Source organism: Rickettsiales endosymbiont of Stachyamoeba lipophora, from assembly GCF_003932735.1.
Classification (GTDB): domain Bacteria; phylum Pseudomonadota; class Alphaproteobacteria; order Rickettsiales; family 33-17; genus RICK01.
Genome location: NZ_CP033611.1, coordinates 1,324,804 through 1,339,442 on the forward strand (window position 1 = coordinate 1,324,804; position 14,639 = coordinate 1,339,442).

The 14,639-nt window shown below is 31.9% G+C and carries 13 protein-coding genes and 1 pseudogene; 11 read left to right on the forward strand and 3 right to left on the reverse strand.

The features are described 5' to 3' along the window. The first annotated feature begins 142 nt into the window (after positions 1–142). The 3 genes from EF513_RS06085 to EF513_RS06095 all read left to right on the forward strand — a co-directional run bounded on the left by EF513_RS06085 (position 143) and on the right by EF513_RS06095 (position 4,489). On the forward strand, positions 143–1,960 hold the full coding sequence (locus EF513_RS06085) for a leucine-rich repeat domain-containing protein (protein WP_125216512.1): 1,818 nt from the start codon (positions 143–145) through the stop codon (positions 1,958–1,960). 171 nt (positions 1,961–2,131) lie between these two features. Then, positions 2,132–3,892, forward strand: a complete 1,761-nt coding sequence (locus EF513_RS06090) for an F-box protein (RefSeq protein ID WP_125216513.1) — start codon at positions 2,132–2,134, stop codon at positions 3,890–3,892. A 75-nt stretch (positions 3,893–3,967) separates the two neighbouring features. Continuing rightward, positions 3,968–4,489, forward strand: coding sequence for a recombinase family protein (locus tag EF513_RS06095; RefSeq protein WP_241208597.1), 522 nt, complete (start codon positions 3,968–3,970; stop codon positions 4,487–4,489). On the opposite strand, the gene EF513_RS06100 is transcribed toward EF513_RS06095, so the two are convergent. After that, on the reverse strand, positions 4,438–5,223 hold the full coding sequence (locus tag EF513_RS06100) for an FAD-dependent oxidoreductase (RefSeq protein ID WP_125216515.1): 786 nt from the start codon (positions 5,221–5,223) through the stop codon (positions 4,438–4,440). The two genes, EF513_RS06095 and EF513_RS06100, sit on opposite strands and share 52 nt — an antisense overlap. A gap of 812 nt (positions 5,224–6,035) precedes the next feature. Between EF513_RS06100 and EF513_RS06105 the strand changes: the two genes are divergently transcribed. The 3 genes from EF513_RS06105 (at position 6,036) to EF513_RS06115 (ending at position 9,192) form a co-directional block, all read left to right on the forward strand. Next, positions 6,036–6,776, forward strand: a complete 741-nt coding sequence (locus tag EF513_RS06105) for an iron-containing redox enzyme family protein (protein ID WP_164503850.1) — start codon at positions 6,036–6,038, stop codon at positions 6,774–6,776. A 265-nt stretch (positions 6,777–7,041) separates the two neighbouring features. Further along, positions 7,042–8,028: a sensor histidine kinase gene (locus EF513_RS06110; protein ID WP_164503851.1), complete on the forward strand. Its 987-nt coding sequence runs from the start codon at positions 7,042–7,044 to the stop codon at positions 8,026–8,028. Positions 8,029–8,211: 183 nt separating this feature from the next. After that, positions 8,212–9,192 (forward strand): response regulator, encoded by a 981-nt coding sequence (locus tag EF513_RS06115; protein WP_125216518.1) that lies wholly within the window; start codon positions 8,212–8,214, stop codon positions 9,190–9,192. A 46-nt stretch (positions 9,193–9,238) separates the two neighbouring features. On the opposite strand, the gene EF513_RS06120 is transcribed toward EF513_RS06115, so the two are convergent. Further along, a complete protein-coding gene (locus EF513_RS06120) occupies positions 9,239–9,880 on the reverse strand; it encodes a hypothetical protein (protein WP_125216519.1) in 642 nt (213 codons plus the stop codon). 242 nt (positions 9,881–10,122) lie between these two features. On the opposite strand from EF513_RS06120, the gene EF513_RS06125 reads away from it, so the two are divergent. The 5 genes and pseudogenes from EF513_RS06125 (at position 10,123) to EF513_RS08075 (ending at position 12,331) form a co-directional block, all read left to right on the forward strand. Next, positions 10,123–10,425: a hypothetical protein gene (locus EF513_RS06125; protein WP_125216497.1), complete on the forward strand. Its 303-nt coding sequence runs from the start codon at positions 10,123–10,125 to the stop codon at positions 10,423–10,425. A gap of 125 nt (positions 10,426–10,550) precedes the next feature. Further along, positions 10,551–11,225: a 7-cyano-7-deazaguanine synthase QueC gene (queC, locus tag EF513_RS06130; RefSeq protein ID WP_125216520.1), complete on the forward strand. Its 675-nt coding sequence runs from the start codon at positions 10,551–10,553 to the stop codon at positions 11,223–11,225. Positions 11,226–11,597: 372 nt separating this feature from the next. Next, positions 11,598–11,828: an ankyrin repeat domain-containing protein gene (locus tag EF513_RS08070; protein ID WP_277592635.1), complete on the forward strand. Its 231-nt coding sequence runs from the start codon at positions 11,598–11,600 to the stop codon at positions 11,826–11,828. Positions 11,829–11,863: 35 nt separating this feature from the next. Further along, positions 11,864–12,085 (forward strand): annotated as a pseudogene (locus EF513_RS08195) (hypothetical protein); the annotation flags it as partial. Between the two features lie 9 nt (positions 12,086–12,094). Further along, the gene (locus EF513_RS08075; protein WP_241208579.1) at positions 12,095–12,331 is read left to right on the forward strand and encodes a hypothetical protein; all 237 of its coding nucleotides are present in this window, start codon (positions 12,095–12,097) and stop codon (positions 12,329–12,331) included. A gap of 401 nt (positions 12,332–12,732) precedes the next feature. On the opposite strand, the gene EF513_RS06145 is transcribed toward EF513_RS08075, so the two are convergent. Then, positions 12,733–14,559: an ABC transporter ATP-binding protein gene (locus tag EF513_RS06145; RefSeq protein WP_125216522.1), complete on the reverse strand. Its 1,827-nt coding sequence runs from the start codon at positions 14,557–14,559 to the stop codon at positions 12,733–12,735. Between the last annotated feature and the right edge of the window lie 80 nt (positions 14,560–14,639).

Consider the following 14,639-nt stretch of genomic DNA (forward strand, 5'->3'; position numbering starts at 1 on the left):
AAGGTCGGTTTATTGTCGGCCTTTTTTTATAGTTTTGAATGTAGGCCATTTTGCTAAATAGAAGATTTATTTTGATTTAAAGTTTTTTTTTATTCATTGAGTGTTAATATTTGGTGGATAATAATTAATATAGGTATGAGTTATGGTTAACGAAACATTAAATGCTCAAGTAACTACATCGGATAACAGCCCTATTACTAACTTTAGTTCTCTTCCAGAAGAGTTGGCTACCAAAACTCTAAGCTTTTTCTCATCTAATAAAGATATTGCTAATGGCAAGCTAGTACTAAAGGAATGGCAGGAATATGCTAAAAAAGCTTTAGTCTACTATGCTAAAGGGAGGTTTGATCCTAAATATATTGATACAGCTTTCTTATCTAAGCTTCAAGTTCCTCTAGAACACGCCAGAACCTTTATAGATTATAGATATAAAGGCCTGCAAGAGGATAAAAATGATATCCAGCTTGATAGATACTTTGAGGGTAATGCAGCTGCAATTACACCAATCGCTCAAGAGACAGTTACAGTAGAAACTCTTATAACAATATTAGAAGATTTAGAGAAAAAGCAGCAGCAAATCAATAGCAAGCAGAAAGTAGAGATAGAATATACTATAAATTCTTTAGAAGATTTAGTTAATTATATTAAAGCATATGATCAGCTCAAAGATAAGCACTACTTATTAAAGATTGACATTAATCAAAATGAAAGCTCAATCAATCAAGATTTAATTAACCCCTTATTAGATATTATTAAACTTAGCAATGACCAAAATCTCCAGCAATCTATTAACATAAGCTATAATAATGAAGTTATTCAAATCACTTACGATCAAGCCAAACATATTGCTAACCATATTACTGTTCTTGAATTAGCAAGCTGCGGTATAAAAGCAGAGGGGGCTAAAACAATAGCTGGCTATTTAAAAACTAATACCACTCTAACTTCTCTTAACTTAGGATATAATGACATAGGAACTGCGGGAGCTATAGCAATAGCTGATACTTTAAACACTAATAAAACTCTTGCTTCTCTTGACTTAAAATATAATGACATAGGAGCTGCGGGAGCCAAGGATTTAGCTGATACTTTAAAAACTAACACTACTCTTGCTTCTCTTGATTTAGAACTGAATGGCATAAAAGATGCGGGAGCCAAGGATTTAGCTAGTGCTTTAAAAGTTAACAAATCCCTTGCTTCTCTTAACTTAGAATTGAATAGCGTAAGAGATGCGGGAGCCAAGGATTTAGCTGATGCTTTGGAAACTAATACCGCTCTCACTTCTCTTAACTTGGCATATAATAATATAAAAGTTGGGGGTGCTAAAGATTTAGCTAATGCTTTAACAGCCAATAAAGCTCTTACTTCTCTTAAATTAGATATTAATAACATAGGAGATGCAGGAGCTAAGGATTTAGCAAAAGCTTTAAAAACTAATACAGCTCTTACTCATCTTGATTTAACCCGTAATGAAATAGGAGCTGCGGGAGCTAAGGATTTAGCTAATGCTTTAGAAATTAATAAAGCTCTTAGATTTCTTAACTTGAGAATGAATTACATAAAATCTGCGGGAGCCAAGGATTTAGCTGATGCTTTGAAAACTAACAAAGCTCTTGCTCATCTTGATTTAACCCTTAATTACATAGAAGCTGCGGGAGCTATAGCAATAGCATATGCTTTACAAACTAATAAAACCCTTACTTCTCTTAGCTTGGAAGAAAATAACATAGGAGCTGCAGGAGCTAGCGCCTTAGGCAAAGTCAGCGCTTATGTAAAAATGACTCAAAATAGAGATATTACAATTGTCCTTAATGATAATTTGGGGCAATCTTTTAATGCAGCCAGAGAAGAAGAGCTAGCAAGATTAGAAAAACTAGAGGCGCAAGAAAAATTAAAATCCCCAAAATCTCATTTTGTAGATATGGTAGCAGGGCAAGAGAAACAATGTAGAATTTTTTAAACACATTCATTAATCCTTTGCTATAATTAAGGTCGGTTTATTGCCGGCCTTTTTTTATAGTTTTGAAGCTAAGCCATTTTGCTAAATAGAAGCTTAGTTTTAGTTAACGGCTTTACTTTTTATTAGCTAAATATTAATATCTGGCGGATTATAATAATATAGGTATTAATTATGACTAACGAAACTTTAGATACTCAAGTATCTGCTTTAAATAATGAGCCTGATGATAGCTTGCTTCCTTTGGATGTAATCTACAATCTTTTTGGTTTTCTTCCTAATAAAGATTTAGCTAGGCACAGGTTAGTATCTAATAAATGGCAGAAATATGTTAAAAAAGCTTTAGCCTACTATGCTAAAGGGATGTTTGATCCTAAATATATTGATACTGCTTTCTTATCTAAGCTTCAAGTTCCGCTAGAATTAGCAAAAACTTTTATTGAATATAGATATAAAGACCTGCAAAGTGGCAATGATATTCAGCTTGATAGATACTTTGAGGGTAATGCAGCTGCAATTACACCAATCGCTCAAGAGGCAGTTACAGTAGAAACTCTTATAAAAGCATTACACGATTTAGAGCAAAAGCAGCAGAAAATCAATAGCAAGCAGAAAGTTGAGATAGAATATACTATAAATTCTTTAGAAGGTTTAGTTAATTACATTAAAGCATATGATCAGCTACAAAATAAGCACTACTTATTAAAGATTGATTTTAATCAAAATGAAAGCCCACGCAATAATGATTTCATTAACCTCCTATTAGATATTATTAAACTTAGCAATGACCAAAATCCACCAGAACCTATTAACATAAGCTATAATAATGAAGTTATCCAAGTAACTTATGATCAAGCTAAAGTTATTACTAACCATATGACTGTTCTTGAATTAACAAGCTGCGGTATAGCAGCAGAGGGGGCTAAAACAATAGCTGATGCTTTAAAAACTAACACTACTCTTAATTCTCTAGAATTAGCTAATGATTACATAGGAGCAGAGGGAGCTACAGCAATAGCAGATGCTTTAAACACTAATACCACTCTAACTTCTCTTAACTTAAGAAATAATAGCATAGAAGCTGCGGGAGCTATAGCAACAGCTGTTGCTTTAAAAGCTAATACTACTACTCTTGCTTTTCTTGACGTAGATACTCTTGCTTTTCTTAACTTAGAATGTAATAGCATAGGAGCTGCAGGAGCCAAGGATTTAGCTGAAGCTTTAAAAACAAATAAAACCCTTACTTCTCTTAACTTGGAAGGTAATAAAATAGAAGTAGAGGGAGCTCAAGCAATAGCTGATGCTTTGCAAGCTAATACCACTCTAACTTCTCTTAATTTAAGAAATAATGGTATAGGAGCTGCGGGAGCTACAGCAATAGCTGATGCTTTAAAAATTAACAAATCTCTTAGCTCTCTAAATTTAAGATATAATAGCATAGGAGCTGCGGGAGCTACAGCAATAGCTGATGCTTTGCAAGCTAACACTACTCTTACTTCTTTTAACTTAAGCTATAATAGCATAGGGGCTGCGGGAGCTCAAGAATTAGCTAATGCTTTAAACATTAACAAATCTCTTACTTCTCTCAAATTAAGTAGTAATCGAATAGGAGACGCTGGAGCTAAGGATTTAGCTGAAGCTTTAAAAACTAATAAAGCTCTTAGATCTCTTCACTTGCAAGGAAATAAAATAGGAGCAGAGGGAGCTAGCGCCTTAGGCAAAGCCAGCGCTTATATAAAAAAGACCCAAAAGCGAGAGATTACAATTGTCCTTAATGATGATTTGATAATAATTTTCGAGGAAGCAAAAAAAGAAGAGCTGGTAAGATTAGAAAAGCTAGAGGCACAAGAAAAATTAAAATCCCCAAAATTTCAACAAGCCGAGAGTTTTGCAGATATGGTAGCAAGGCAAGAGATAAAACGTGGAATTTTTTAAACACACTTATTAATCCTTTGCTATAATTAAGGTCGGTTTATTGCCGGCCTTTATTTTTCTTGGGTCTTTAAAATTATCCCTGCTAAACGAAACGGCTTACAGAAAGCATTAGATTTTTTACAAAATAGAGACTGCCTTGTTGCTTGGAAGCTAGGTCGCCTAGGACGTTCATTGACTCATTTATTAGAAATTATTACAAGCTTACAACAAAGAGGAATAGCTTTTCGATCATTAACCGAACAAATGGACACTGCAACTCCACATGACGAGCTTTTATTTAACTTTTTTGTATCACTTGCTCAATATGAGAGAGCTTTAACTCGCGAAAGAGTGATGGCAGGAGTTAAAGCAGCAAAAAGGCGGGGGAAAAGAGGGGGCAGACCTAGAGCTATTAATGAAGAGAAAATGGAAGCTGTCTTGGATGATTTGAAATCAGGGATAAGCAAAGCTGCTATTAATGGCGATTGGTGGGGAAGCCATCTCGGTACGTGCCTGTCATTAACCATAGACCGTTTATTGAAGTTTTTCCAATTAAAGGAAAGGTATCAATTTAAAGGAAAGGTATCAATGCTGGCGGGACGATTTCCTACCTTATAAGTAACAAGTCTTTGTTGATAAATGTTTTGATTTACTTGTGCCATAGCACATTCTAACAAAAAGTGCATTAACCCTATAGAAACAGAGTTTTGTGGTTCTAAATATACGTTATTAGTAGCGCCGATATAAATAGTATAATTATTTCTTGGTAAAACATGTAATCCGCAGGCGCCAGCTCTATTAGGTGTACGTATTACATGCTTAATAGGTGCCATTGAATGTTGTTCTGCTATAATTGCATATCCTACCCCTGCAAGCATTAAAGGTGTATTACGATTAACTTCTGGTACTTGCTTCAATAATGACCCATTGGTTATTATAACTTCTTTAGCGCTAATGGAGTTACAGGATGCAAGCAATATGCTTTGGATTTTATAATCTTGAATGTTGAGATTGGAAACAAAATCATTAGTAAACGTAACATTAGGATGCAAGCTTAAATTGTATTTTAAAGCATTTATAACTGATAAAGAATCTATGGATCCTTCTCTTGGTATGAATATAGAGTGTAAAGGACGGCAATCTTCAACAGGATCCATACCTGGAATTTTATCAGGATTGCTTACCTCATAAGGTTCTTTATAAGAATTAAGGGCCTCTAATATGGAGTAATAGTTGCTAGTATCTAGTCTACCTGATTTAGCATTTAAAATAACATAAGTGCCATTATTGATTCTTAACTTCATTTCTTGTAGCAGTTTATTATTTAACTGTTTAATCCAATTAGTCCACATTCAGAGACGAAGGTTGAGGAGGTGACTTCGGCAAAACAATTCCATTGCCCCAGCAGATAAACTGGCGCTTCCTATATGGTCTTGTGGGCCTATAATATTGATTTTTAGAGAACTATCTCTATTATGTAATTCATATGCTAACTAGAGGCTTAATATTCCATTACTTATTAAAATTATATCATAAATCATCTTGAAAATCCATTAGTTATAAAAAAACTTACTTCTTAATGCTTGTTTGTTATTACAGTTAATATTAATGTAACATGCTGATGTAAATTTTTGCATTAAGTTAATAATGTTATAAAAGCATACATTAACCTTAATGTTTCAATAGTATATATCTAATATTTTGTTAAGATTTATTGATGATCAAATATTTTAATTATTTATAAGCTAGGTTGTTTGTCTTAAAAAATAATATTCAATATTATTCTTCTGTACCTAAATTATTTGGTATTTTTGGAATTATTAATTATCCAGTTTTTTATTTTGTTTGGTAGTATTTTACTAATAGCGTTTATCATGATTTAAATACGAGATTGTTAGCTGCTTTTTTATGCTTGTTGTTGATTATAAAAGATTTATGGCTTTTAAAAGTGCAAAAGGATTTTAAAGTTTATATTTATCTCCTAGTGACCATTTATTCAAATAAAAACAGTTATTTAATTATTATTGACAAGAAAATAGTAACGTCTAACTTGGCATATTATTTATAAAATATTAATTAAAGCAATTATTTAATAATAAATATACATTTAGCTAAGTAAGCAAATGAGCGACTATTAAGATAATTTTATTATATGAGATTTAAGATGAAAAATATTGATTTAGTTTATAATAGAGAGAATGATGAGGCTAGCACATTACTTTCTTTTCTTAATAATTGGGATGCAAATTACCAAAATAAAGTTCGAGCAATAGACCTATTCAAACCTCAATTAACTAGTAAGTGGGCTTGGGAACAAAAAGCTTATTTCTGTAAGATATTTTATCATGCTCGAGGGCATTTTCATGAATTTTTATGGTATTTAGGTAATCATGCAGAAGATAAAAGTACGAAAGACATGGTCTTACATAATATGGCTGAAGAATTTAATGGTTCTGCACGCTCACATGAACAATTATATTTAGATTTTGCAGAGACTTTAGGAGTAAAATTAGATAAAGAGCTTATTGAAGAAGAAAGCTATTTACCTTGCATTAAGGAGTTCAATAAAGAACATTTACGTTGGTTACATACCAATGATCATAATGCTAGGCTAAGTGCGTTTTCTGCTTATGAGCGTTTAGATAATATAGACTATATTAATCTTCTTAAGCTAGTGGATAGCATGGGTGTTAATAAAAAAGGACAAATATTTTTTAAAGTACATGCTTTAGTAAAGCATTTCGAAACAACCGAGAAAGAATTACAAGACATTTGGAATCATACACCTGAAAAAGTAATCCAGGGTTTTAATTTTATCAGTGAACACCAAATAAAAATGTGGCATAATTTATCTAATGAAGTCTTTAATTTAAATAAAAATAATGCCGATCTTACAAGCGATTAACCAACATTTCACTGATTATTATAGTCACCATAAAAAACAAATTTTTGCTTTTGGGGTAATTATGTTTATTAATTACCTCCTATATTATTTTATATTCGATTATAAAGTATCTCACTCTAACCTCAGCCTTGTTCTTAGGATGGTAGCTAGTAGTTTATGCGTCCCACTTATTTTAGTGAATTATTGGCCAGTGCGGTATAGTAGGTTGTTTAACGTTTATTGGCATGTGGTAGTAATTTATTGCTTGCCATTCTTTTTTACCTTTATGACATTAGTTAATAAGATTTCTGCTGTATGGTTAATGAACTCAGTTGCTGCCATGTTTTTTATGTTATTAATTTTAGATATCTTAAGTTTTATTATAGCTTTATTAGTAGGAAGCGGCTTAGGAGTTATGTTGTTTAAAAGCTATTATGATTTTATCAATTTAGGTGCCATAACCTTAAAAGATATTATTGCTACCTTCTTTGCAGTTATAGTTATAGGAATTATATTTTCTTATAAAAAAGAACAGGTGCATCAACAAAAATTAGACTCTTTAAGAGCATTAGGCGGAACAATCGCGCATGAAATGCGTACACCGCTTGGAGCTATATCTGCAACAATTTTCAATCTCAAAACTAAAGTTCCTGAGTTAATTAATAGCTATAAATTAGCAAAAGAGGGCGGAATTAAAGTTCCTGAGATAAGAGAACGAGAGCTTGAGAATATTAAAGCAGCACCGGAACATATAGGAAAAATAAATAAAAGTGCTTTATTAACCATTGATATGCTCCTTGCCAAGATCAATGATAACACCCAAGCTGGGCAGCTAGTAACATGTTCTATGCAAAATATTATTAATAAGGTGCTAGAAGAGTATCCGCTAAAAGAACAGGAAAAGGTCCTGATAAATCTTGATAATATTCACAATTTTGAGTTTTTAGGAAATGAATACATGATAATGCATGTATTATTTAATTTGCTCAAAAATGCGTTATTTTATATACATGAAATGGGTAAAGGAAGCATTACCATACGTATAGAACTTGGGGAGAAGGACAATATTTTATATTTCCGTGATACAGCAAAAGGTATACCTAAAAATATACTGCCTAATATCTTTGAGAAATTCTTTACTCGTTCAAAATATGGTACAGGTTTAGGGCTGGCTTTTTGTAAAATGGTGATGGAATCAATAGGAGGTAGCATCAAATGTGATTCTCAAGAGGGTATATTCACTGAATTTTCAATCAAATTTCCTAAAATATAGTTCTTTTATATTGATATCCAGGCAAGCTAAATTTTATGCTACTGCAATAACAAGAAAAATACAAAAGACCTAAAAAGCATATAAATAACCTACATAGTTAATTATTTGTTAACCTTTTTATGGTATCAATTGGTCAATGTAAATTTATTAATTAGTTTTAATGCTATATTAAGGAATATATTTATGAAAGGTTCAATATCAAACTTAAGTTTATTTAACCATCCCACAACTGTAGTTTTAATAGATGATAATCAAGATTATTTAGATGCTTTGGTTGCTGTGATGCCAGATGAAGAAAATGTGTATAAACTCTTTAGCAATCCCCATCAAGCAAGTGCTTATCTAGCAAGTTATAAAGAAGAAACTACTAATAATCCTTTAAAAATTGATCGTAATGATGAAGAAGATGTTATTGTTGGCCTGGAAGCGCAATCAATTTATTGTAATCTATATAATCCAAAGCGGTTTAACAATATATCTGCAATTATAGTTGATTATGAGATGTATGGGCACACTGGCTTAGATATCTTAAGTAAAGTAAAAGATCAAAATATATATAAGATTCTGTTAACTGGAGTGGCAGATGAAAAGATAGCTATAGATGCCTTTAACAAAGGCTTAATAGATCAATATGTTAAAAAGCATAGCTTTACAGTGGTAGAAGAATTGAGAAGTTTGATTGTAAATAATAACGTAAGGTTTTTTGATAAAAAATCAGAGCATATAAGGCAAACTTTTGGTAATCTGTTTGTACCTAGCATATTTAAACATGAAAAATTTATTGAATTAGTCAACTCTATTAGAAAAGAGAAGGAGATAGTAGAATATTACCTATGTGATAATACTGGGAGCTTAATTTTAGTAGATTCTGATAAAAAGATCGGAGCTCTATGTGTATATAATGAAGAGCAAATGAAATGTATGCAGGATATATTAGCAGAAAACAATATATCCTCAAATACAGCTACTAATAAGGATGATTATCACATAGTCTGCTATATACATGGTTTAACTTCATGGACAGAAAATTTGCTTAATAATGTTTATAAGGCTTATAAATTAGATTTGGATCAAACATATTACTATTCATTCATTGAAGATATTCAAGCTACTAACCTCAATAAGGTAGTCTCGTTTAGCGAATTTAAAAACCAAGCGCAATAGATGAGGAATAAGCTGCATATAATAACTTTATAATGTAGCTTATAAGTTATTTCTTCCGATGAAATTTAATAGGGATAATCTGTTTAATATCCGCGTTATAAATTATTGGCTCATTAATTTTTACAAAAGGGTTAATGATAGTTAAGTTGGATGTTTTATCAGATGTTATAATGACTCTACGAAATACTAAATTTCCGTTTCCAAGCCATACTAAGCAATCGGTGTTATTCAATTCCTGTAATTTAGTTTCTGTAATAAAGCCGGCAACAAAATCTCCTACATTATAAATAGGACTCATATTTTCATCTATGATATTAAATATCATTAAACTGGGGTGAAGTTCTTTTAAAAAAGCGGCATCTTGTGAAAGGTCGTTTATATTTCTAGAGGTATCGCTATTAAAATCATTTTGTGATAATAATGGTGCTTGCCATAAATTTGCATCAAATAAGGGCTTGCTGCCTTTACCATACTTTAGCCATTCTTCGGTAACTATAAGTCCTTCTTGAGCATATAATGCTAAGCATCTTTTTATACCCTTTGCGGTAATTGGAATCTTGCCATTTTCCCACAGACGAAGTGTTATTTCAGGAATATTATATTTTTTAAATATTTCATTCCTGCTAAGCCTGGTAAGAGTTCTAAGGTAGTTTAGACGACCTGTAATAGAAGTAAGATTATATTCCATAAATTTTTGTATTTCTGTGATTTTACTTTACTTAGATAACTTAATTATAACATTTTAGCATTAAAATTTATAAATTTATATATTTCAAGTAATACAAATATTGCATATATGATATTTAAGTTGACAGTGTGTTAAATATGATATTTATGCTTATGCAACAATAAATAAACCTTTTGTTAAAAGAGTATTAATTGCATATTAATAAAGTTTAAAACTCCAAATATGATATGGGATAAACAATTATGCCGCATAAAGTAATAGATAACATAGAGAAAAAAGCACAAATATTAAGGGCATTAAGAGAAATAACAAGCCTTAGTGATGAGCAAAAATTAGATCTGATGGACCAATATAACCAAATCCAAGAGCAATTAGATACTTCACTAAAGGAAGGAATAAATGAGTGCAAAATAACAGCTAATGCGTGTTTAGATTTAGTATCAGGGCTGGAAATTGTTACTCAGTCATTATCAGAAAAGTTCCCGGAACTGAATAAAAAACTTACAGAAGTGAGATCTATACTAAATAGCGAAAAGTTATATTAGTAAGCTACTGATTTATAAGGATAAAGGTTCTTCTCAATAATAATTAATATAAATTCATTATAGTTATTAACCGATTGTTAATGATAAGATGCTATAAAGGCTGAAACTTTAATGCAGGTAACAAGATGACTAAAAGGGGAGTGATATTAATTAGCGGAGGTTTAGATTCTTCAACAGTTTTAGCAATAGTTAAAGCACAAGGTTATGAAACTTATGGCATTAGCTTTGATTATGGGCAAAGGCATAAAGCTGAGCTGCAAGCGGTAGCGGCCGTAGCTAAAAATTTTGCTTTAAAAGAGCATAAACTGATAAGGCTTAATCTTAATGAGATTGGTGGTTCTGCACTTACAGATAGTGATATCGAAGTACCAAAAAATGCATTAGGGGAGGAAATTCCTGTAACTTATGTGCCGGCACGTAATACTATATTTTTAAGCATTGCTTTAGGATATGCTGAAAGAGTAGGGGCTTCAGATATATTTATAGGAGTAAATGCAATAGATTATAGTAATTACCCAGATTGCAGAGCGGAATATTTAGAGGCATTTGAAAAATTAGCAAACCTTGCAACTAAGCAAGGAGCTAATGAAGGAAACTTTAAGATTCATGCACCATTAATGAAAATGACTAAAGCTGAAATTATTACTACAGGAATAGGGCTGGGTGTAGATTACTCCATTACCCATAGTTGTTATAGTCCAAATAGTGCAGGGGTGTCTTGCGGAGAGTGTGATGCTTGCTTGTTAAGACTTAGAGGATTCAAAGAAGCAGGCATAGTAGATCCAATCGAATATCAGTAAATTTAAGGCTTGGGTAAATTAAAGTGTATAAAATTGGTCAAAGTGAATAATGTTGTTAAGTTTAATTCTCCTTATCTTTTGCCTTGTTTTATTATTAGTAAGAACTTAGCTCTTACCATTCCTAATAAATTTTACTAAATTCATCTAGGTAATAATATAATCTTATAATATCTATTTTTATGGCTGATTTAATCTTTTGGTTGTACTAACCCTTTGATTTATTAGCCTTTTTTTATCTCTGCAATTTCTCCCTTTTGATTGTTGAAGTATTAAATACTACTCGTTAATATAAAAAATATTAATACATGCCACGAGGGAATTATACTAAATTCATCAGAAAAATTAAAAGATAGAAATAATAGAAGAATTATTATTGCTACAAAATTTGGTGAGAATGAGACAGTACGATCTTTGGTTAATGAAAAAGTAGATGTTAATGCTGCTGATACTCTAGGCAATACTGCCTTACATCACGCAGCAAAAAACAGAAACTTAGATATAATACGAATACTTTTAAATTCAGAAGAAATAGAGGTTAACACGCAGAATATGCATAAGGGAACAGCCTTAGGTACAGCAGAGCAGCATGGAATAATTTTTTAGAAGGTGTTGAATTACTTTTATCCTATAAGGCTGATCCGACAATTGCCAATTGTAATTTTAAAACTCCTTTTCATATCGCTATTACTGTTCCTAATACTAAAGCTAATAAGAAAATAATTATATTATTATTAAAAGCTCTTAAAAAAGCCAACGTAAACATAAAAGACTTTTTAAATCAAGAAGTTGAACATTTTGTAGAGTATGTTGATGATAATGATGAACATAGAGAAGAGGGTGAAAAATTTACTGCCCTGCTGCTTGCCGCAATGTTTAGTAGGTTAGAGCTAATTCCTTTGCTGATTAAACTAGGGGTAGATGAAAAGGCTATCAACATAGCTTTTAATTGCTCACTTAAAGATATATACAGAACTTTTAATAGGCCTTCTGGAGAAGAATTAAAATTATTTGATCAAAAGATCAATAAGGGCATAGCATTACGTGAGCAAGAACAAGCTTATGACAACATTAAGCAAAAAAATGATCCTTACTACTATTATAACTGATAGTAGCCGTCCCAAAATACATGGCCTACATACTACAAATAATATTAAACAGAAGAACCTAAGTAAAAAACAACAATTGCTTTAGAAGATGATGATATTACTTGATTATAGTTTCAAATTATATTGAATATAATCGGTTGGGAGCTAGATACATTGCTGATTCCCCATAAAACGGCTGTTTAATATATTGGCTATGAGATTCATAGGTGTAGTTGAAATTTTTTCATTGAAGAATGGACAACATAATTATATTGCTTTTCTTATAGCTTTTTTAATCTTTTTAGATCTTAATAAACTGAATTTTCAGTTTGTAAAATAAAGATATAAAGAATATGCAGCCAGCTAGCCTGATTAAAAGCGTATCTAAGCTTGGTCCTGGTATGGCATGCATCCTTAATCTGCTATAAGTTGGGAGGATATACAATCTCAGTAGTTGGTGATAAAAGAGGTTGCTGATCTTCATTATGTTCAGGTAAAAAGCCTCCAACCTGTGCTTCCCATAGGGTTTTATAAAGGCCGCCTTGTGCTATCAGTTGTTTATGGGTGCCGTCTTCTATAATCTTGCCTTGATCGAATATCAGTAACCGATCCATGTTCAGTAAGGTAGATAATCTATGTGCTATGACTAGAGTAGTTTTACCTTGCATTAATTTCCATAAGGAGTCTTGAATTTGATTTTCTGTTAACGAGTCAAGCTGGCTGGTGGCTTCATCAAGAATTAGAATAGGGGCGTTTTTAAGGATTGCCCTAGCTATCGCAATTCTTTGCCTTTGCCCGCCTGAAAGTTTAACCCCTCTTTCCCCTACTAGGGAGTTATACCCTTCAGGAAGTTGAATGATAAATTCGTGAGCATAGGCTTTTTTAGCTGCTTCTATTACTTCGTCATCAGTAGAATTAATTCTGCCATAACGAATGTTATCCATCAGGGTGCGATGAAATAAGGCGGGCTCTTGAGGAATGACACCTATAGCACGATATAAAGACTCTTGGGTAACTTTTCTAATATCCTGCTCATCTATTAAGATACTACCTTGAGAGATCTCAAATTGGCGTAAAATTAAATTAACAAAAGATGTTTTCCCACTTCCTGAATAGCCAACCATACCTATTTTTTGGCCGGCTTTAATAGTAACGCTTAAATTCTCAAATAAAGGGGAGGAGCCTTTATAATGAAATTTAACTTTTTTAAAAATAATTTTGCCTGCGGTGATTTTAAGCGGTTTAGCAGTTGGCTTATCTTCAATCTCTACAGGGGATAAGATTAAATTAAGACCTTGAGAAATATTACCTATAAGTTCTACATATTTACCAATATCGCGTGCTAATGACCATAAATGGTCAATAGTTGAAATATTAATAGTTAACACTAATACAAAATCTCCGGCACTTACCTGGCCATTTTTATAACCGCTGATCAGCCAAAATAAACACAAGCTTTGATAAAAGATAAACGATAGCCCTTGAAGGGTAAATATTTTTATAAAAAAGTAAACACGCCTTTGTTCTGCTTGGGTGAAAATGTTAAAAATATTTTTTAAGGTTTTTTGCTCGGTCTTTTTACCGGTAAAAAGGCGTACGCTGATCATATTGCTTAAAATATCGACTATGATGCCGATAAGGCTTGATCTTTTTTCTGCTATATCAGTGCTGATAATGCGAATTGAAGTGGAAAATTTAATGGCAAATAGGATAAAACATATTACCCATAAAAACAGAGCTGCCGCAAAATGAATATTAACCGACCAAAGTGCACTAATTGCAAAGATTAAGGCAAGAGCGTTGCTAAAAAATGGATCAATAAACTTGGTAATAAGTTCTGGTATGCCATTCATTACATCATTAATCTTATTAGTTAAACTTCCTGCAAAATGATTTTGATAAAAGCTGTAGGAGTGATTGGACATTCGTTCAAGTAAAATTAAACCAGTATGTTGTTTTAATGGGGGATAAAGTTTAAGCGATAAAAAATCGTAAAGACGGCTAATTATAGTAATAAGTGCTGACATGGCAATATAACATAGAGCAGGAATAACTAGCGCTGAATAAGATGATTGAGGATCAATTATAGGCAGTAAATCGATTATCTTTTTAAGTAAATAAGGTCTTAAAGATAAATCAATAGCCCACATCATTGAGATCACAAATTGTCCAATGATTAATAGCTTAAAAGGCGCGAGCGTTTGAAATATAAAATTAACAATTTTGCTTAAATTCTGTTTTTCTTGCATTGCTTTTTAATATTGTTTACGATTATTATGATTATTTAAAAGTTAGGGATTAAAGATGGTTTTAATGTTCCAATCAGTCT